Here is an 18,808-nt window from a genome sequence, read left to right on the forward strand (position 1 = left end):
CTCCGATCGAGTATGCTCCCCGCTGATTCGCTTCGGACAGGAACGCACCGCGATGCCAAGAGCCCTCTTGTTGACAACCGCCCTCGGCCTGCTCCTCGCCGGCTGTGCCGGCCGTCCTGACTGCAGCGCCACCGGCGGCTTCGAGCGCGGACGCGCCGGCGAAACCGCGGCCAGCCGCTGCGATTCCACCGGGTACGTGGACGCCTGGCGCCTGGGTCGAACCCTGGGCGAGCTGGAGCGCGAGCAGGACGCCCTGGGCGTTCACCCGGACCGGCTCACGCCGGCCGAACGCCAGCGCCTGCGCGTGCTGAGCCGCGAGATTCCGGAGCTGGAAACCCTGGCCCGGCTGCAGGGACTGCTGCCGGCCCCGGATACGCGCGAATTGATCGATCACTGAGCGCCGCGCTCAGCGCGGCACGTCGCAGAGGCAGTGCGCCATCACGCCGGTCCGACCGGGACCGGCATGCTCGTAGAGCAAGGCCATGTCTTCGACCAGACGGCGACGGAGATCGTCGGGCAGCACCCGCGCCTCCGGCGGCGCCAGTTCGGCGCCGGCCATGCTCAGCGCCCGTGCGCCCATACCGGTCAGGAAGGCCTGCCAGGGCTCCATACCCTGCTCGACATAGGTGACGTCGTAGTCCTCACCCAGGCCGGCCATGCGGGCGGCGGAATCGATCGCGTCGCTGAGCGTGCCGAGGTGATCCACCAGACCTCGGTCCTGGGCCTGGGCGCCGGTCCAGATACGTCCCTGGGCGACGGCATCGACGTCTTCCACACTCATGTTGCGGTGCTCGGCCACCAGACCGATGAACTCCTGGTAGCCATGGTCGATGAAGTTCTGCAGCATGCGCCGGGTTTCCTCGTCCATCGCCATGTCCGGCCGCAGGGCGCCCGACAGTGGCGTGGTACCGACCCCGTCGGTGTAGACGCCGATCTTGGCCAGGGTGTTCTGGAAGGTCGGGAAGAACCCGAAGATGCCGATGGAACCGGTGATGGTCGTGGGATAGGCCCAGACTTCGTCGGCGCCCATGGCGATCCAGTAGCCACCCGAGGCCGCGACATTGCCCATGCTCACCACCACGGGCTTGCCGGCATCACGCAGATTCATCAGCTCGGTGCGAATCACCTCGGAGGCAAAGGCACTGCCGCCGCCCGAGTCGATGCGCAGCACCACGGCCTCGATCTTGTCGTCCTGCGCCGCCTGGCGGATCAGACGTGCGGTGGAATCGCCCCCGATGGTACCCGGCGGCTGGCTGCCCTCGACGATGGTGCCCTGGGCCACGATCACGCCGACCTGACGATCACCCGGCGTCGTCATGAGCTGACGACCCTCGAGGTATTCGGACATGCCGATTCGGCGGTAGCCGCTCTCCTCGTCGGAGGCGCCGCTCAGGGCAAGTTCCGAGCGCAGTTCCGGCCGGCTGACCAGGCGGTCGACCAGACCGCGATCCAGCGCCATCTGGCTCATGCTGCCGCCCGCCTGTTCCAGATAGGCCGGGAAATTGTTGGTCAGATCAGCCAGCACCTCGACCGGCATGCCGCGATTGGACGCGGCATGATCGAGGTAGCGCTGCCAGAGATCGTCGATCAGGTACTGGCGCGCCTCGCGATCGGCCTCGGACATGTCATTGCGGATGTAGGGCTCCATTGCCGACTTGTACTCACCCACGCGGATCAGATTGACGTCGACTTCGAGCATCTCGAGGCCGTCCGCATAGTACTGACGATACATGCCATAGCCCTGCAGCAGGACCATGCCATCGCGATCGAGCCAGATCTCGTCGGCCAGGGAGGCCATGAAGTACTGCCCCTGCGACATCCATCCACCGTGGGCAATGACCCGCTTGCCGGACTCCCTGAAACGGGTGAAGGCCTGCTCGAGTTCATTGAGCATGCCGGGACCCATGCCGATCAGGCGATCGGTCTGGATCAGGACCTGGGTCACCTTGTCGTCGCCGGCAGCGAACTCCAGCGTGGCCACGATATCGCGCAGCCGCGTCTGCGGCAGCTCCTGACCCAGCGCCTCGTTGACCGCCCGCTCGAAGGGCGTACCGACGTATTCCTCGACGATCACGCCTCGCGGCGAAATGACCAGGGTCGTGTCATCGTCGAGTACCAGGGCCTCACCCCCGGCAAAGATCGCCCGCAGCACCAGGGCCAGCACGATCAGGAAAAGGATATTGAACACGGCCATGCGGAGGGCAGTCACGCCGTTCCAGAAACCGAGCCAGAGGCGAACGAGGATATTCGGGCGATGGGTAGTCATGGGGTCACAGCTCAGAAGACGACCCGCCGCATTGTAGGGAGCCCGGGTGAACGGAGCAATGGGCCAGTGGTCATGCGCGGCCCACGGCGCTTGTGCCAATGCTGAGCGTTACCTGATCAGCCGCAGACGCTGCTGCGTGATCCGCAGGAACCGGTGGCTCAGCAGGACCGCGGCCACGCTCAGGCCCGTGATGATGCCGATCCACATCCCCTCGGGGCCGAATTCCATGCGGAAGGTCAGGAACCAGCCACAACTCAGACCGATCGCCCAGTAGGCGATGATCGAATAGACCATCGGCATCCGGGTGTCCTTCAGTCCGCGCAGCGCCCCCGCCGCCGATGCCTGAAGGCAGTCGGCCAGCTGGAAGATCGCGGCGAAGAACAACAGGCTCACGGCCAATGACGCCACTTCGGCTTCGCTCGTGTAGAAGCCCACGATCCACTCGGGAACCGTCAGCATGACGGTGGCCGAGACGAGGCCGAAGCAGGTGGCCAGGCCCATGCCGACCAGGCCGGCCCGACGCGCCCCGAGCACGTCACCGCGGCCGATGGCGTTGCCGACGCGCACGGTGATGGCGCCGGACAGGCCCACCGGCACCATGAACATCAATCCGGCGTAGTTCATTGCGACCTGATGAGCCGCCACGGGCAGCGCCCCGAGCGTGCCGATCAGCAGGGCCGTACCGACGAACAGGCCGCCTTCGAGAAACACCATCACGCCGATCGGCAGACCCAGGCGGAGCAGGGACAGGATTTCCCGCGCGTTCGGACGGCTCAGCCGGGCAAACAGGGCAAACGGCGCATAGCGGGGCCGCCAGGCGATCCAGGCGGTCAGGGCGAACAGCTGCAGCCAGAATACGATCGCCGTCGCCCAACCCGCACCAACGGCACCCATGGCCGGCACGCCGAGCTTGCCGAACATGAGCACGTAGTTCAGCGGCACATTGCAGGCGATGCCGAGAAGGCCCACGTACATGGTCGGTCGCGTGTAGCCCGTGCCCTCGGAAAAGAAGCGCAGCGCCATCATCGCGCACAGGGCGGGCGCGCCCCAGCTGATGGCGCGCAGATAGTCCATCGACAGCTCGGCCACCTGTGCCTCGACGTCGATGGCTCCCATGATCCAACCGGCGCTGCGCACGGCCAGAAACAGCACCACCGCCAGCATCAGCGACAGCCAGATGGCCTGGCGGGTGAATTCGCCGACCTGATGTCTACGCCCTGCCCCGTCGAGCTGGGACACGGTGGCCGAGACGGCGAGCAGGACGCCGAGCACGAACAGGAAACCGGCGGCCCAGATCGACGAACCGACGGCGATGGCGGCCAGGTCGACGGTGCCGATTCGACCGGCCATGACCGTGTCGACGAAGTTCATGCCGAAGCTGGTCAACTGACCGACCACCAGGGGGCCGGCCAGCACCAGCGTTCGAATCACATCGTGGCGCAGACCTTGATTCTCCGGGATTGGCGCCATGATCGACACGCGGTACCACTTTGGTGACCGCGCATTGTCGGTCGCAGCGCGTGAACAAGGCAAGCCCGGCGATCGAGCGCGGCCGGGTCAGTCCTGCTCGAAGCGATCGGAGAACATCCGGTCGGTGAATTCCGGATCGCCGTCGGGGTTGAATTCGACCGCGCCGATGTCGCAGATCGCACCGCCGATTCCATTGCCGTCGATGGGCCGGGCAGCACTCCGCTGATCCTCGTCCAGCGTACCGCAGCTCCCCCCGACCGGATCGACCAGGGGGCCATTCGACTTCGGCATCAGGGTCGGGGTCGGGCCGCCGTGATCGCCCAACCCACCGAAGAACGGATAGGCGATGTTCTGGAAATCGTTGAAGCCGGTGAAGCCGCAGCTCTCGTCCGAGCTGGCGTTGATGTTGAAGGCCAGATCGAATTCGGCCTCGGCATCACTCAGGTCGTTGCAGTCCGAGGTGTGACCGTAGAGCACGCTCTGGATGACCGTGAGCTGAACCTCGCCGAGCGCATCGAGATCGCGCAGGAACCGAAGGCCGCGCTGATTGTTGTTGACGAGAGTCGAATGAGTGATCAGGGTCGGCACGCCGTCGGAGAAGACCCCGTTGGTGTTGTTGAACAGGGTGGTGTTGCCTATCAGAACCGCAGGACCGGTCACGAAGCCACGTCGGCTGTGGATGGCGTACTCCGTGGTCGACAGGGGTCCGTCGTAACCGGGCAGGCGGCCATTGTCGCGAAGCGTGGAGCGCTCGATCAGCAGCATGCCTCGATTGAAGATCGCAGCGCCGTCCGAGAATTCCGGAAGCAGCTCGTCGGCGACGATGGCGTTGTGGAACAGCTCGCTGTCGAGGATGTGCACCAGTCCATCGCTGTAGATGGCGCCGCCTTGATTGGCCAGATTGACAGACACGCGAGACTGCTGAAGGAGCAGCCTGGCGTCGCCGCGCACGTTGACCGCAGCACCCCGAACCGTGCCGGGCTCGTTGGCGCGCCCACCGGACAGATCGATGTTGCTCAGGGTCAGCTCACCGCCCGCATGGACATCGAAGATGCGGTCGGTGGCATTGCCGCTGATCAGGGGCGGGTTGTTCGTGCCGTTGAGGATCAGGATCTCGGCGTGGATGTCGAGGTCGCCGGTCGCGGCCTGGTCCTCGCCCGTGCCCAGGTTGTTCAACACGTAGACGCCCGTCGCAAGGGCGATGTTGTGAGCGCCCCCCAGGGCGTTGGCCTCCATGATCGCTGCACGCAGGGTGCAGGTCTGCGGCAGGGCGTTGACCGGATTGCAGAGCCCATCGCCCGGGAGGGCATCGGGCACGTCGGCCGTGCTGTTGACGATGAAATCGAGCGCATGGCTCGGATTCGATACGAGAAGAACCAGGCCAATGGCCAGAATGCTTTGCTTCAGTGATTTCAAGGGACTCGCTCCGATTGATTCAGGGGTCAATCAGAGTTACGGAATGATCCCGAAGCCTTGATCATCGGATTTTCAGTGGCGCGTATCGTGCCGCCGGTCAGAGTCGCCGGATCGCGGACTCCAGCAGCGGATCGGGCGGAGTGATGAGCTCGATCGAATCGATCGCACGCGCCCGCATGGATTCGAATTCACCGTCCGCGCCAGCCGCACGCGCGATCCGCGCCCGGAGGAAATCCTGCCCCGGCCGAAGGTGATCCGGTTCCGGACCCAGCGCCTCGCACCAGCGGGCGATGTCCTCGGGGAGGGCCAGGGCCGCGCGCAGGTAGGCCCAGCGGCAGGCCTCGTCCGGCCGCCCCTCCCAGTCCTGCAAATCGAGCGGGCCGACGAACTCGAGTGCCGCGCGAGCCTCTTCGTCACGATCAAGGAGAATCAGCAGATCGATGCGCTGCATCTGGACCTCGCGCCAGATGGGGTCGTCGCTGCCGCTCCAGTTCTCGATCACCTCGAGGGTCCGGTCGAAACCCTGCCGCGCCAGGTCCGCGTTGCCCAGTCTGCGATGGGTCATGGCCAGCGCGCGCTGGACCATCGCAAAGGAACGGTTCTCGACACCGAAATGGGCCTCGAACAGGGCTGCCGAGCGCTCGTACTGCTCCAGGGCACGTTCGAGCTCGCCCATGGCATAACTGATGCCCGCCAGATTGTTGATCACCAGCGCCGTCTCGGCGTGGGATTCGCCGTACTGGCGGATGCGGGTCTCGAGCAGTTCCTCGAACATTCCGCTGGCCCGCTCGAAATCCCGCTCGTTGTAGGCGATGACCCCGAGCATGTTCTGAGCCGAGGCTCGCATCTCCAGGCCGTCGTCCATCCGGTCCGACCAGAGCACGACCTGCTCGGCCGCCTCGCGCGCGCCAGGGATGTCGTTCAGGTTGATCAGCGCCGTCGAACGCGACAGCTCGGCCTGGGCCCGTTGAGCCGGGGTGAACTCGTCGACGGGCTGTGCACCGAGATGCTCGGCGGCACCGACGTAATCACCCTTGAACATGAGAAGCCGAGCCTTGAGCAGCGCCCGCTCGTTGCGAATCTCCGGCTCATCGGCAGGCATGGGGCGGTCGATGAGGGCCATGGCATCGTCGTAGAGCCCGAGAAACATGAAGCTGCGGGCCATCACCAGCTCGAGATAGGCGCGCGTGCCGGGTTCGTCGGCCAGCTCGTCCTGAAGCCGATCGCGGCCGCGCTCCAGCAGATCGCGGGCCGTGGTCTCCGGCCCCTGGGACGGTCCGGGCGTCGAGCCCGAGAGCAGGTCGGCCAGGAACTCCGTGCTCGCCCGGGCCTTACCGGCCTCGGCCAGCGCCCGTTCACGATCGAGCTGCGCCTGATTGGCATAGCGCAGCACCAGAGAAGTCCCCAGCACCACGCTGGCGAGGGCGACGACCAGGGCCACGCTGGTCAGACGATGGCGACGACACCAGCGCCAACCCGACTCCATCCAGCTTGTCTGCCGGGCGCGGACCGGCTCGTCGGCGATCACGGCGTTCAGATCCACCGCCAGTTCGGCCGGGCCGGCATAGCGATCCTCCGGCGGCCGCGCCAGGCAGCGGGCGAGAATCGCGCGCAGATCTCGCTGCTGGGTCCGGTTCAGGCCGGCAACCGGAGGCAGTGCTCGGCGAGCGCCCTCGAGCTTGCGCTCGGCCATGGCCGCGATCCGATCACCGAATGCGCCCCGGCCCTCGGCCAGCAGCTCGAACAGGATCAGGCCGAGTGCATAGACATCGGTCCGCGTCGTGGCCGGCTGGTTGAGGATCTGTTCCGGTGCGGCATAGCGGGGCGTGAAGCTGGTCTGGGCCGTTGACTGTCCGTCTCCCGAGCGCTGATCGAGCAGGCCGGCGACACCGAAGTCCAGGATCTTCAGGCTGCCGTCATTCGTGATCAGCAGGTGCGCCGGCTTCAGGTCGCGATGGAGCACCAGGTTCTGGTGGGCAAAGGCCACGGCTTCGGCGGCTGCCGCCATCCACTGCAAGCGCTGAAGGGGCGACGAGGACCGATCGCCGGCCGCCTCGTCGATCGCCCGGCCATCGACGAACTCCATGACCAGGTAGGCCCCGAGACGGGCGTCTTCGCCGGCGTCGATGATGCGCGCGATCGAAGGATGGTTCAGGCGGGCAAGAATCTGGCGCTCGCGCTCGAACAGGGCGCGGGCACGAAGACTGGCCGCCGCCACGAACTTGATCGCCACTCGGGCCTGGAAACGCCCATCATCACGCTCGGCCAGATGCACCTCGCCCATGCCGCCCGCGCCGAGGCGTCCCGTCAGGCGATAGGGCCCGATCAGCGTCCCGGTGAGGTCCTCGGCCTGAAGCTCATCCGACAGGGCACGAACCGCGTCGGAGACCGGGTCGAGCCCTTCTTCGGGCCGGTCGAAGTCCAGCAGGGATTCCAGTTCGGCTCGTTCTTCGGCGCTGAGACCCAGAGAATCCAGGGCTCTGGTCTGCTCGGCGCGAGGAAGATCACAGAGCGCTTCGAAGTGATCCTGCAGCCTGGCCCAATCGGCGGCCGAGACCACGGTCAGGCTTCCATGGCCCGCCGGACGAAGGCCGTGGCCATGCGCAGGTCTCGCGTCACGGTCGCCGTCGAAATCTGCAGGGCCTCGGCCATCTCTTCCGTGGTCAGACCACCGAAGAGCTTGAACTCGAGGAGCCTTTCCTGGCGTTCCGAGCGCTCGCCGAGCTGCTTCAGGGCTCGGTCCACCGCCAGCAGATCGACGCTGCCATCCTCTCCCTCGAGCTGGTCGAGGGCGCTGGAAGTGACCTGAATCCAATCCCCACCGCGGCGCTGGGCGCCGCGCTCACGCGCATAGTCGATCAGCACGTGGCGCATGGTGGTGGTCATGCTGGCCAGAAAGTGCCCGCGGGACTGCCAGGCGGACTCACCTTTCTGAACGCGCAACCAGGCCTCATTGACCAGGGCGACCGTGTCGATCGTGCCGGATCGAAACTGGCGACGAAGTTCACGCTGAGCAATTCGATAGAGTTCGGCATGACAGCGCTCGAAGCCACTGTCCGCCTCGAGCCCGTCATCCAACGCTGAATCACGCTCCATGCTTCGATTCCAAAACCAACCCCACAGGTCCGAAGCATACCGGGACCCGCCCGGCGATACCAGAATCAGCTGCGCCCGTACTCACGTTCCAGCCAGTCGAAGATGGCGCGCAGACCCTGAGCCTCGCCGCCGGCGGGTCGTCCGGGGCGGTCCGAGCGGTTCCAGGCGTAGATGTCCAGGTGCATCCAGTCGCGGTCCTCGTCGACGAAATGATCGAGGAACAGCGCCGCAGTCAGACTGCCCCCGAAGGGACTCGTTCCGGTGTTGGACAGGTCGGCGATCGCTGGCTGGATCTGACTGCGGTAGCCTTCGAACAGGGGCAGCTGCCAGAGCGGATCCTGGAGCTCGAAGCTGCGGTCCTGGATGGCGCGCGCCTGATCCAGTTTTCGTGCGTAGATCGGGGGCAGATCCTCGCCGAGCGCGATGCGCGCAGCCCCGGTCAGGGTGGCGAAATCGATCACTCGCTCCGCCCCCTCCTCGCAGGCCAGGGTCAGGGCATCGGACAGCACCACGCGGCCCTCGGCGTCGGTATTGCCGATCTCCACGGTCGAGCCCTTGCGCGTCCGAACCACGTCCGACGGGCGATAGGCATTGCCGCTGATCGAGTTTTCCACCGCCGGAATGTAGACCCTGAGGTCGACCTTGAGACCGAGATCCATGATCAATCGGGCCAGGCCGAGCACGTGGGCCGCGCCGCCCATGTCCTTCTTCATCAGCACCATGCCGGCACCCGGCTTGATGTCGAGGCCGCCGGAGTCGAAGACCACGCCCTTGCCCACCAGGGCCAGTGCGGGATTCCCCGGATCGCCCCAGCGCATGCGGATCAGACGAGGCGCACGAGCGGAGGCCTGGCCCACCGCGTGGATGGCTGGAAACTCCTGCTCCAGACGGTCCCCCTCGATGACCTCGAGGCTTGCCTCGAAACGCTCGGCCAATCCCTGGGCCTCGGCCGCGAGTTCGGCCGGCCCGAGATCGCTGGCCGGCGTATTGACCAGGTCTCGTACCCAGGCGCTTGCCTCATACAGACTGGTGACCCGACGCGATGCCTTCTCCGGCAAGGCCAGCCGCGCTTCAGGGCGTGAAGTTTCCTTGTAGCGGTCGAAGCGATAGGCGCCCAACGCCCAACCCAGCAGCAGAAGCTCCAGGTCCTCGTCCGACCAGTCGCCGACGAGCCGATAGTGACCCGCGGGCAAGCGTGCCGGCAGATGGGCCAAGGCCCAGAGGCGCTCTTTCGAGGCACGACCGGCAAGCACCGCCGCGAGCCCGCCCTGTTCGTCAGGAATCGGAACGAAGCTGTCGGCCCTGGCCTGAAAGCCGCTGCCCTCGACCCAGCGCCGAGTTCGTGCCGACGCCCCTTGGAGCCAGGCGTCAAGCTGATCTTCACTCAGCAGTTCCAGGGGGACGCAGTCATCATTGGGAGAACAGAACATGGCCGTTTCGAATCCGGATTCTGGGGGTCAGTGCGCAAGGATACCGCAGCGGCTGCCCGGGCTTGTCAGACCCACTCGACCCGCATCCGCTCTTTCCCGGCGATCACCGGATCGGCTAGCATGAACGCCATGCCCCTGCCCTTTCGCAACACCCGGACCCGTTTCGGCCTGATCGCCCAGAGCCTACACTGGGCCGTGGTGATCGGCCTGCTGCTCCAGTTCATCTGGGCGTGGCGAATCGATGAAGCGGAGTCGATCCGTCAGCAGTTCGCGCTGGTCAATCAGCACAAGTCGATCGGCCTGACCGTCTTCGGCCTGGCGCTGATCCGCCTGGCCTGGCGCTTCTTCGACCGCCCACCCGCATGGCCCGAATCGATGCGAGCCTGGGAACGCCTGGCCGCCAGCCTGACGCACTGGGCCCTGTACGGCCTGATCCTGGCCATTCCCCTGAGTGGCTGGGCCTGGAGCACCGCTGCAGGACACAGTACCAGCTGGTTCGGTGCCCTCGATCTGCCGGCCCTGCTGCCGGTCAACGAGAACCTGGCCGACATCCTGGAAGAGCTGCACGAGGCCCTGGCCATCAGCCTGCTGGGCCTGGCGGCCTTGCATGTGCTCGCGGCGCTTCGCCATCAGTTCGTGCTGCGCGATGGTCTGATGCGGCGGATCCTGGGCGTCGATCGCTGATCGGGCGCGGCCGCAGAAGGACGATCTTCGGGGGCACAAGCAGCCAGCCTTCGTCACTGGTCGATTCGAGGCGGATCGTGACCGTTCTATCGAAACCCGCAGGATCCTGGCGAAATGGCTCGCATGCGCTGGCGGAGTGGCCTGGAACTTGCAGCTGTCAAAGGTATCCAGCGGCCTCCGGAGCCCGACCATGCCACAGCCAACGAACGTCCCCTGTCCGGCCTGCATCCTGTTCGTGGACGACAGCAAGCTGATCCGCCTGGCGGCCCAACGCATCCTGGAACCGCATTTCGAACTGCTGCTGGCCGGCAATGCCGAAGATGCGCTCAGGCAACTCGAAGCACGATCGGACGTCCAGGTCGTGTTCACCGATATCAACCTGCCGGGCATGAGCGGTTATCAACTCATCGGCCGTCTTCGCAAGGACCCGAACGACCGCCGCGCCGGCTTGCCCATCGTTGCCATGACGGGCGTCGAGAATCAGGAGTCGGAACGACAGAAGGCGCTCGAACTGGGCGCCAGCGATTTTCTGGGCAAGCCCTTCAGGCACAGCGAACTGCTTGCGCGAACCTGGACCCATGTTCGCAGCCAACTGCTGCGCCGGCAGGTACAGGCGCTCGAGTCCAATCCTCATCGGGATCCCAGGACGGGGCTGGCCAGTCGGGATGACTGCATCGAACGCGTGGCTCAGGCGCTGAGCTTTGCACGACGACATGCACAGGCCGTCAGTCTGGTCACCCTGCATCTGGACGGACTCTGCGCCCTGGCCGATGAACTCGGCGAGCCCTTCGCCGGCCAGGCATGGTGGCGCCTGGGCCGCCTGCTCAAGGAGTCGATTCGCCGTGAGGACACGGTCTATCGGATCGGACCCGAATCGTTCTGCTTTCTCCTTCCAGCCACCGAGGCGCATGGCGCCGCCATCCTCCGTGACCGGTTCATCCCGAACCTCGAGGCCTTGGGTCTCGATGCGGAGGGAGGCGTGCTGGATGTGCGCTGTCGTTTTCTGATTGCCTCACCCGATCCGCGTCTCGATCATGACCTCGAAGCCCTGATCGACGGCGAGCCCGAGCCGCGTCGAGCCGCCGCCAGAACGGACCCGCGCCTCAGTCTGGACGAGGTGCTGGAATCACTGGAACGCGGTGAGCGTGATCAGCTCAAGCCGCATGTCGAGGAACTACGTCAACGACTCGAACCGCTGCTGGCGCTGTTGAGCGGCGAGCCCTCGGACCCGGTCAGAACGGGCAGCGACTGATCCCGCCCCTCTCAGCTTCGGCCATCCCGTTCGATGGAGACCTGACCGGCATCTCGTGCCCATTGCACCAGCTGAGGCAACAGTTCGGCCAATGCCGATTCGAAGGCCAGCACGACCGCATCCAGATCACCGGACAGGACCTGGGAACGCACCGTGAAACTCCGACTGGACACGACCCGGCCGGTTCGCTGGTGCACCAGGCTGGCCTGCAGAGCCAACTCGACCCGCCGCCCCTCCGCATCGTCCACCAATTCGAAGGATCGCAGCTCCGTGTTCAGACCGAAGCGCGTCCGCACGGCGCCCGCGCGGCTGACGCTGGCGAAGCCATGGCTGTCGGCGAAGGCCTGGATCATCATGGACTGCAGCATTTCCGGAACCGAATCCAGCCAGGCCACGCCTGGATAGACCTGCAGGCGCGCCGGCGCGCGCCGGACGAGCACGCGATCGGAATCGCGCATCTGATCGGCCATGGGACGCTGGATCTGGATCGACCAGTCGACCGCCAGGCCTGCATCCAGGGTCATCATCGGCGCGCGCGGCGCGAGGATGACGAGCGGCTCCGGGCGACCGAGCAGACTGCAGGCACCCAACAACAAGGTCGCGAGCGCCAGAACGATCGCGCGGATTCGAAGTCGACGCAGGGCATTCATTCGGGCTGATACTCCTCGGGTTGGTCAGCGCCGAGCAGGAAACCGGCGGGATGGCGCTCGAAGCGTCCACTCAAGCGGGACAACTCGCGCAGCAGCAATCGGAATTCCTGCAGGGCGGGCCCGAACTGGGCCAGGCCCTCGGCGCCGAACTCGGACAGGGCCTGTTCATTGTCGGCGATGACACGATCCAGGCGCCGAGACAGGGACGCGAACTGAGCGAGGGTTTCGCTCAGGTCGGCGCTGAAATTGGGCAGTTCATCGATCAGATGCTGTTCGATGCCGGCCACCGCCTCGCCCACCTCCCCGATCGTGCGGTTGGCGTTTTCAAGCAGTTCCAGCAAGGCCTCACTGCTGGCCTGTGCATTGGCCAGGGTCTCGGCGATGCGGTTCTCCTCCCCGGCGAGCGCCCGGGTGAAGGCATCGATATTGTCGAGCGTCGTGCTCACGCGCACCGCGTTCTCCTCGCTCAGGATATCGAGCATGCGCAGCAGGACCTGGCTGGCCGTGCTGGCGATATCGTCGGAGGCGTCGATGAGGCGCTGCAGCGGCGAGGGTTCGGCCAGAATCCGCGGCCGCTGGCCGGGCTCGGGCGCCGTGAGAACCGGGCTTTCAGCGCTCCCGCCGCGCAGCTGGATGAAGGCCACCCCCGTCAAGCCGGAGATACTGAGTCGGGCCACCGTGTCCTCGCGCACGGGCGCTTCGGCATCCAGGCGGATCACGGCCACGACCTGGCTCGGATCCTCGGGTTCCAGGTAGAGCTCACGTACCGACCCCATGCTGATTCCGTTGTACTGAACGCTGGAACCGATCGACAGGCCGGAGACCGCCTGTTCGAAGACGATTTCGTATTCGCTCCAGACCGACTCGGATTGGTAGCGGGCGCTCCACAGACCGAACAGCACGAGGCCCGCCATGCCCAGCAGGACAAAGGCACCGATGAGAACGTAAGGGGCTCGGGTTTCCATGGCTTCTCCCTCAGCGACGCACCGCGCGTGCCCGCGGTCCGTGGAAATAGGCCTGCACCCACGCATGGTCGCAGCGCTCGACCTCGTCCAGGGTACCGATGGTGAGAATGCGCCGTTCTCCGATCACCGCCACCCGGTCGCAGATCGAGTACAGCGTATCAAGATCATGGGTGATCAGAAACACGGTCAGGCCCAGGGCGCTCTGCAGGGTTCGCAGGAGCTGATCGAATTCCGCGGCCCCGATCGGGTCCAGGCCGGCGGTCGGCTCGTCGAGGAAGAGCAGTTCCGGGTCCAGCGCCAAGGCCCGGGCCAGGCCGGCGCGCTTACGCATGCCCCCGGAAAGCTCCGAGGGGAGCTTGTCTTCCGCCCCTGGCTGCAGACCGACCAGGCCGATCTTGATGCGAGCCAGTTCGCGGCGCAGCGCCGGCGACAGGTCGGGCGTCTGGGTCCGCAGCGGCACTTCGACGTTCTCAAGCACACTCAGGGAAGAGAACAGGGCCCCATCCTGGAACAGCACCCCGCTGTGCCGGCGCAGCAGACCGCGGCTGCCCGGACGATCGTCAACGGTCTTCCCGAGCACCTCGATCGTGCCGGCCTGAGGTGGACGCAGGCCCAGGATGGCCCGCATCAGCACCGACTTGCCGGTCCCGGAGCCGCCGACAACACCGAGAATCTCGCCACGCTCGACGTCCAGATCGAGCTGCTCGTGAACGACCTGCGAGCCGAATCGATTGACCAGGCCCCGGACGCGAATGGCCGGCGCGCTCACCAGCCCAGCTCCATGAACACGACCGCCGCCAGGGCATCGATGACGATGACCAGGGAAATCGACTGGACCACGGCCGAGGTGGTTCGTTCGCCGACCGACTGGGCCGTGCCGGCCACCTTGAAGCCCTCCAGGCAGCCGACCAGGGCGATCACGAAGGCGAACAGGGGCGCCTTGACCAGACCGACCAGGTAGTGCCTGAACTCGACCACATTGCTCATCCGATCGAAGAACAGATCGGCAGGGATTCCAAGAGAGGCGGCCGACACGCTCATCCCGCCGGCGAGGCCCGCGACCATGGCCAGCATGGCAAGGATCGGCAGGGTCACGAGCAGCGCGATCAGGCGGGGGATGACCAGCAGCAGGATCGGATCCAGACCCAGCGCTCGGATGGCATCGATTTCCTCCCGGCTCTTCATCGTGCCGATCTGGGCCGTGAAGGCGCTGGCGGTCCGGCCGGCAAGCAGAATGGCGGTCAGCAAAACGCCGAACTCGCGCAGGAACGCGAACACGGTCAGGTCCACCACGAACAGCTCGGCACCGAAATCGCGCAACACGGTCGCGCCCAGAAAGGCGACCACGGCACCGACCAGAAAGCTGAGCAGGGCGACCAGCGGCAGCGCATTCAGCCCGGTCTGCTGCATGTGGTGCACGATGGACGTCAACGGCCAGTCCCGCGGACGCGGAAGGGCCCGGACCGCGGTGGCGAGCACCAGACCCAGAAAGCCGAGCAGCCGATGGAAATGCAGCACCATCTCGGCACTGACCCGACCAAGGCCGCCGAGCAGACGAGCCCACCAGGCCACCCGCTGCGGGTGCACGACGGGCCGCTCCGCCATGCCGGCAACGGCCTCGTACAGGGCGCGATGCTGTGCCTGCAGGCGCAAGCCACCCGGCGGCACACCCGCTCGGCGGGCCGCTCGGGACAGGAGCAGGGCACCCGCCGAATCAAGTCGCTCGATCTGCTCTCCGTCGAGCGCATTGAAAGCGCCCTCGATCGCCTCGACCCGAGCCGCCAGCATCATCGCCCGATCCACGCTCCAGTCACCGCTGGCCAGCAGTTCACCAGGGTCGGAGGCGGAAGGCTCCAGAGCGGGTTCGGCAGTCAAGCGCGTCGCGTCCTTGCATCAGGGATCATCGGCCCACGTTAGCAAAAATCGGCGAGGCGAGCGCAGGTCCGAGAACAGAGTTGCCGGGCGGTCGGCAAAGAAAAGCCCGGCGGCTCGATCGAACCGCCGGGCAAGCCTGATGAACGACGCCTACGGGATCAGAACGCGTAGATGGTCGAGAACTGCATCCGGTTCATGTTGCCCGACGCACCACTCTCGATCTCGCGACGAGAGTGCTGGTATTCCATGCCGAAGCGCAGCTGGGGATTGACCTGATAGATCAGGTTGGCAATGCCGGTGTAGGCCTGTTCGGTCACGCCCAGACCGGTCAGGTCGACGTCGTTGTCGGCCTGGAACACCGAGAAGGTGAAGTTCGAGCGCCACTTGTCGCTCCAGAAATGCCGGTAGGAGACGAAGCCACCGTAGGCATCGATGGCCTCCAGACTGCCGGTCTCGTCGAAGACCGCGTCATTGGCGGTGTTCAGACCGAGATAGCGACCGATGCCGGGGCCACCGGACACCATCCAGCGCAGATCATTGCGCCCGAGGTTGACCTTGCCGCTCAGGCTCAGCGCCATGCCCAGTTCACGCTCGGTGCCCGTATCCGTGTCGATGGACAGCTGCCGACCGATGCCTGCGATCACGAAATTGCCCCAGTCGCCACCCACGGTGTAACGGGCCACCACGTCCGGCAGGAAGGCCGTGTCGGTCACGATCCGAGCGCCGCCGCCGAGGGGCGTGACGGTGGTTTCCGGATTCTCGATCGCGAACTGCCAGGGACCGGTGCTGTAGCGAATCATGTCCTGACGAGCGAAGACCGTGCCTTCCGTCGGCCCGACGAAGTCCAGGTTCTCCGGCAGGGCGCCGACGTTGAAGAAGGTCGACCAGGTCTGCCCCACCAGCCAGTTGTTGTAGCGCAGGAAGGCATGCCGTATGCGCGGATTGTAGGAGTTGGTGATGCGCTCGTTGCCACCCGGGCCGGTCAGGAAGTCCAGTTCGATGAAACCGGACACCTCGCTGCCGTTGTCCGTGTCGTGCGCGAAGCCGAAGTTGAAGCGCGTTTCCTTGGCGTGGAAATCGACGTCGGTGGTCGAGCTGTCGCCGCCCACGGGAATCAGTCCCGGCACGGCAAAGTCGCGGATCAGGTTGTTGGCCGGCACCGAGCCGCCGCTGTAGCGGGTCCACATGGTGTCGGCCTTGATGTAGCCACCGAAATTGAAGCGGGTCGCGCCGCGCACGATGTCGGCCGACTCGTCCCTGGCCTCGACCGCCTCGACGCGCTCGGCCACTTCAGCCACTTCTGCCCGCACTTCGCTGACGGCACGCTCGCTGGACTCCATCGCACCATCACGCTCCATGACCAGCTGGTTGACCAGCCGCTCGAGTTCGGCGACTCGTTGCTCGAGCGCGCGCTCGCGCTCGCTCGGATCGGCATCGGCCCATGCCGGCGCGGACAACAGCACAATGCCGACCGCCATCAATACCTGCCGGGTCCCTCGTCTAATCTCCATCACAGGATCTCCTCGAATTCCATCGATTGAATCGTTTCAGCGGCCTGCGGCCCGAAAGGCCCGACCGACGGCATTCGATGATGCGCCCGTCCCCCGGACGCCGACCATTACCGATTGGTCTATACGACGAAAGTTGGACGACGGGGAACGCCGACGGCCCGCGGGACGACTTTGGTCGCATGTCCGCAGCACTTCCGACCTTGTTACTATCGACAACGGGTTTTTCGACAGTCCGAACGATCATGAGCGAGCACAAGGTTTATCCCGTTCCCGAGTCCTTCCAGAACGCGCGCATCGACCGCGAGCAGTACGAGGCCATGTACCGGGCCTCGATCGAGGATCCCGAAACTTTCTGGGCCGAACAGGCCCGGCAGCGTCTGGATTGGATCAAACCCTTCAGCAAGGTCAAGGACGTCAGCTTCGCGCGCGACGACCTGCACATCCGCTGGTTCGAAGACGGCAGCCTGAACGTCGCCTACAACTGCATCGACCGCCATCTGGCCGAGCACGCCGAGCAGACCGCCATCATCTGGGAGGGCGACGACCCGGAGCAGAGTCGGCACATCAGTTATCGAGAACTGCACGAGCAGGTCTGTCGCCTGGCCAATGCGCTCAAGGCACGCGGCGTGAGGAAGGGTGATCGAGTCACCCTGTACATGCCGATGATTCCCGAAGCCGCCTACGCGATGCTCGCCTGCGCCCGCATCGGAGCGATCCACTCGGTGGTCTTCGGCGGCTTCTCGCCCGGCGCGCTGGCCAACCGGATCGTCGACTGCCAGTCCAGCGTCGTGATCACCGCCGACGAGAGCGTTCGCGGCGGCAGGACCGTGCCGCTCAAGCGCAACGTCGACGAAGCGCTGAAGTCGGACGACGTCACGACCATCGAGACGGTCCTGGTCGTGAAGCGCACCGGGGGCGACATCGACTGGCAGGACGGCCGCGACGTCTGGTACCACGAAGCCATCGAGGCCGTCGAAGCGGACTGTCCGCCCGAGGAGATGAACGCCGAGGACCCGCTGTTCATCCTGTATACCTCGGGTTCGACCGGCAAGCCGAAGGGCGTGCTGCACACGACCGGCGGCTACCTGCTGTATGCCGCGATGACCCACGAACTGGTCTTCGACTACCGCCCGGGAGACATCTACTGGTGCACCGCCGACGTCGGCTGGGTGACCGGCCACAGCTACATCGTCTACGGCCCGCTGGCCAACCGGGCAACGACCCTGATGTTCGAAGGCGTGCCGAGCTATCCGGACAATGCCCGCTTCTGGCAGGTCATCGACAAGCACCAGGTCAACATCTTCTACACCGCCCCCACCGCCATCCGAGCCCTGATGCGCGACGGCGACGGGCCGGTCAAGTCCACCTCACGCAAGAGCCTGCGCGTACTCGGCAGCGTCGGCGAGCCGATCAATCCGCAGGCCTGGGAGTGGTACTACCACGTCGTCGGAGACGGCCGCTGCCCGATCGTCGACACCTGGTGGCAGACCGAGACCGGCGGCATCCTGATTACCCCCCTGCCCGGCGCCACGGACCTCAAGCCGGGCTCGGCGACCAAGCCCTTCTTCGGCGTACAGCCGGCCCTGGTCGACACGGACGGCAACGAACTCGAGGGCGCGACCAACGGCGCCCTGATCATCAAGGACTCCTGGCCGGGACAGATGCGCACGGTCTACGGCGACCACGAGCGCTTCTACCAGACCTACTTCGCCACCTTCGACAATGTGTACTTCACCGGCGACGGCGCGCGTCGCGACGAGGACGGCGACTGGTGGATCACCGGGCGCATGGACGACGTGCTCAACGTGTCCGGACACCGGATGGGCACGGCCGAGATCGAATCGGCCCTGGTCGCCCACGAAGCCGTGTCCGAGGCCGCCGTCGTCGGCTTCCCGCACGACGTCAAGGGCCAGGGCATCTACGCCTACGTCACCCTGACCGCCGGCTTCGAGCCCAGCGACGAGCTGATCGGCGAGCTCAGCCAGTGGGTACGCAAGGAAATCGGCCCAATCGCCAAGCCGGACTACCTGCAGTTCGCCCCCGGCCTGCCGAAGACCCGCTCGGGCAAGATCATGCGCCGCATCCTGCGCAAGATCGCCGAGAACGACTACTCGAACCTGGGCGACACCTCGACCCTGGCCGAGCCCGGGGTGGTCGACGACCTGATCGGCAATCGAATGAACCGCTGATGTT

15 protein-coding genes are annotated in these 18,808 nt (G+C 65.8%); 4 read left to right on the forward strand and 11 right to left on the reverse strand.

Features of this window, described 5'->3' with window-relative positions; genetic code table 11:
• The first annotated feature begins 70 nt into the window (after positions 1-70).
• Positions 71-397: a hypothetical protein gene (locus WM2015_RS15920; RefSeq protein ID WP_156201167.1), complete on the forward strand. Its 327-nt coding sequence runs from the start codon at positions 71-73 to the stop codon at positions 395-397.
• A gap of 9 nt (positions 398-406) precedes the next feature.
• On the opposite strand, the gene sppA is transcribed toward WM2015_RS15920, so the two are convergent.
• The 6 genes from sppA to WM2015_RS12655 all read right to left on the reverse strand — a co-directional run bounded on the left by sppA (position 407) and on the right by WM2015_RS12655 (position 9,678).
• Positions 407-2,266, reverse strand: coding sequence for a signal peptide peptidase SppA (sppA, locus tag WM2015_RS12630; protein WP_049726384.1), 1,860 nt, complete (start codon positions 2,264-2,266; stop codon positions 407-409).
• A gap of 108 nt (positions 2,267-2,374) precedes the next feature.
• The gene (locus WM2015_RS12635; RefSeq protein WP_156201169.1) at positions 2,375-3,736 is read right to left on the reverse strand and encodes an MATE family efflux transporter; all 1,362 of its coding nucleotides are present in this window, start codon (positions 3,734-3,736) and stop codon (positions 2,375-2,377) included.
• 87 nt (positions 3,737-3,823) lie between these two features.
• A complete protein-coding gene (locus WM2015_RS12640; RefSeq protein WP_049726386.1) occupies positions 3,824-5,152 on the reverse strand; it encodes a choice-of-anchor Q domain-containing protein in 1,329 nt (442 codons plus the stop codon).
• Between the two features lie 97 nt (positions 5,153-5,249).
• Entirely contained in the window at positions 5,250-7,712 is a 2,463-nt protein-coding gene (locus WM2015_RS12645; RefSeq protein WP_049726387.1) for a serine/threonine-protein kinase, read from the reverse strand.
• Between the two features lie 2 nt (positions 7,713-7,714).
• Positions 7,715-8,248 carry an ECF-type sigma factor gene (locus tag WM2015_RS12650; RefSeq protein WP_082169723.1) on the reverse strand — a complete coding sequence of 178 codons (534 nt, stop codon included), beginning with the start codon at positions 8,246-8,248 and terminating at the stop codon, positions 7,715-7,717.
• A 65-nt stretch (positions 8,249-8,313) separates the two neighbouring features.
• Complete coding sequence (locus tag WM2015_RS12655; RefSeq protein ID WP_049726389.1) at positions 8,314-9,678, reverse strand: leucyl aminopeptidase family protein; 1,365 nt, start codon at positions 9,676-9,678, stop codon at positions 8,314-8,316.
• Positions 9,679-9,798: 120 nt separating this feature from the next.
• Between WM2015_RS12655 and WM2015_RS12660 the strand changes: the two genes are divergently transcribed.
• Both WM2015_RS12660 and WM2015_RS12665 read left to right on the forward strand, forming a co-directional pair.
• The gene (locus tag WM2015_RS12660) at positions 9,799-10,362 is read left to right on the forward strand and encodes a cytochrome b (protein WP_082169724.1); all 564 of its coding nucleotides are present in this window, start codon (positions 9,799-9,801) and stop codon (positions 10,360-10,362) included.
• Positions 10,363-10,552: 190 nt separating this feature from the next.
• Positions 10,553-11,614 (forward strand): GGDEF domain-containing response regulator, encoded by a 1,062-nt coding sequence (locus WM2015_RS12665; protein WP_049726390.1) that lies wholly within the window; start codon positions 10,553-10,555, stop codon positions 11,612-11,614.
• An 11-nt stretch (positions 11,615-11,625) separates the two neighbouring features.
• Here WM2015_RS12665 and WM2015_RS12670 read toward each other — a convergent pair whose 3' ends face one another.
• The 5 genes from WM2015_RS12670 to WM2015_RS12690 form a co-directional block, all read right to left on the reverse strand.
• Complete coding sequence (locus WM2015_RS12670; protein ID WP_049726391.1) at positions 11,626-12,264, reverse strand: ABC-type transport auxiliary lipoprotein family protein; 639 nt, start codon at positions 12,262-12,264, stop codon at positions 11,626-11,628.
• Positions 12,261-13,229 (reverse strand): MlaD family protein, encoded by a 969-nt coding sequence (locus WM2015_RS12675; protein WP_049726392.1) that lies wholly within the window; start codon positions 13,227-13,229, stop codon positions 12,261-12,263. Before WM2015_RS12675 ends, WM2015_RS12670 begins: the two co-directional genes overlap by 4 nt.
• Positions 13,230-13,239: 10 nt before the next feature.
• Entirely contained in the window at positions 13,240-13,998 is a 759-nt protein-coding gene (locus WM2015_RS12680; protein ID WP_245609769.1) for an ABC transporter ATP-binding protein, read from the reverse strand.
• Positions 13,995-15,104 carry an MlaE family ABC transporter permease gene (locus tag WM2015_RS12685; protein ID WP_049726393.1) on the reverse strand — a complete coding sequence of 370 codons (1,110 nt, stop codon included), beginning with the start codon at positions 15,102-15,104 and terminating at the stop codon, positions 13,995-13,997. The genes WM2015_RS12680 and WM2015_RS12685 overlap by 4 nt, the downstream gene beginning before the upstream one ends.
• 158 nt (positions 15,105-15,262) lie before the next feature.
• Positions 15,263-16,615 (reverse strand): DcaP family trimeric outer membrane transporter, encoded by a 1,353-nt coding sequence (locus tag WM2015_RS12690; RefSeq protein ID WP_156201173.1) that lies wholly within the window; start codon positions 16,613-16,615, stop codon positions 15,263-15,265.
• Positions 16,616-16,857: 242 nt separating this feature from the next.
• On the opposite strand from WM2015_RS12690, the gene acs reads away from it, so the two are divergent.
• Positions 16,858-18,804, forward strand: coding sequence for an acetate--CoA ligase (acs, locus tag WM2015_RS12695; RefSeq protein WP_049726394.1), 1,947 nt, complete (start codon positions 16,858-16,860; stop codon positions 18,802-18,804).
• Positions 18,805-18,808 lie beyond the last annotated feature (4 nt).

The sequence above is a fragment of the Wenzhouxiangella marina genome (assembly GCF_001187785.1).
In the GTDB taxonomy this organism is placed as follows: Bacteria; Pseudomonadota; Gammaproteobacteria; order Xanthomonadales; family Wenzhouxiangellaceae; genus Wenzhouxiangella; species Wenzhouxiangella marina.

Excerpts from the sequence above, each read along its gene's own strand:
- WM2015_RS12690 (WP_156201173.1), bottom strand. The coding sequence starts at position 16,615 with ATGGAGATTAGACGAGGGACCCGGCAGGTATTGATGGCGGTCGGCATT.
- WM2015_RS12635 (WP_156201169.1), bottom strand. The coding sequence starts at position 3,736 with ATGGCGCCAATCCCGGAGAATCAAGGTCTGCGCCACGATGTGATTCGA.
- WM2015_RS12670 (WP_049726391.1), bottom strand. The coding sequence starts at position 12,264 with ATGAATGCCCTGCGTCGACTTCGAATCCGCGCGATCGTTCTGGCGCTC.
- WM2015_RS12655 (WP_049726389.1), bottom strand. The coding sequence starts at position 9,678 with ATGTTCTGTTCTCCCAATGATGACTGCGTCCCCCTGGAACTGCTGAGT.
- sppA (WP_049726384.1), bottom strand. The coding sequence starts at position 2,266 with ATGACTACCCATCGCCCGAATATCCTCGTTCGCCTCTGGCTCGGTTTC.
- WM2015_RS12665 (WP_049726390.1), top strand. The coding sequence starts at position 10,553 with ATGCCACAGCCAACGAACGTCCCCTGTCCGGCCTGCATCCTGTTCGTG.
- WM2015_RS12660 (WP_082169724.1), top strand. The coding sequence starts at position 9,799 with ATGAACGCCATGCCCCTGCCCTTTCGCAACACCCGGACCCGTTTCGGC.
- acs (WP_049726394.1), top strand. The coding sequence starts at position 16,858 with ATGAGCGAGCACAAGGTTTATCCCGTTCCCGAGTCCTTCCAGAACGCG.
- WM2015_RS12650 (WP_082169723.1), bottom strand. The coding sequence starts at position 8,248 with ATGGAGCGTGATTCAGCGTTGGATGACGGGCTCGAGGCGGACAGTGGC.
- WM2015_RS12675 (WP_049726392.1), bottom strand. The coding sequence starts at position 13,229 with ATGGAAACCCGAGCCCCTTACGTTCTCATCGGTGCCTTTGTCCTGCTG.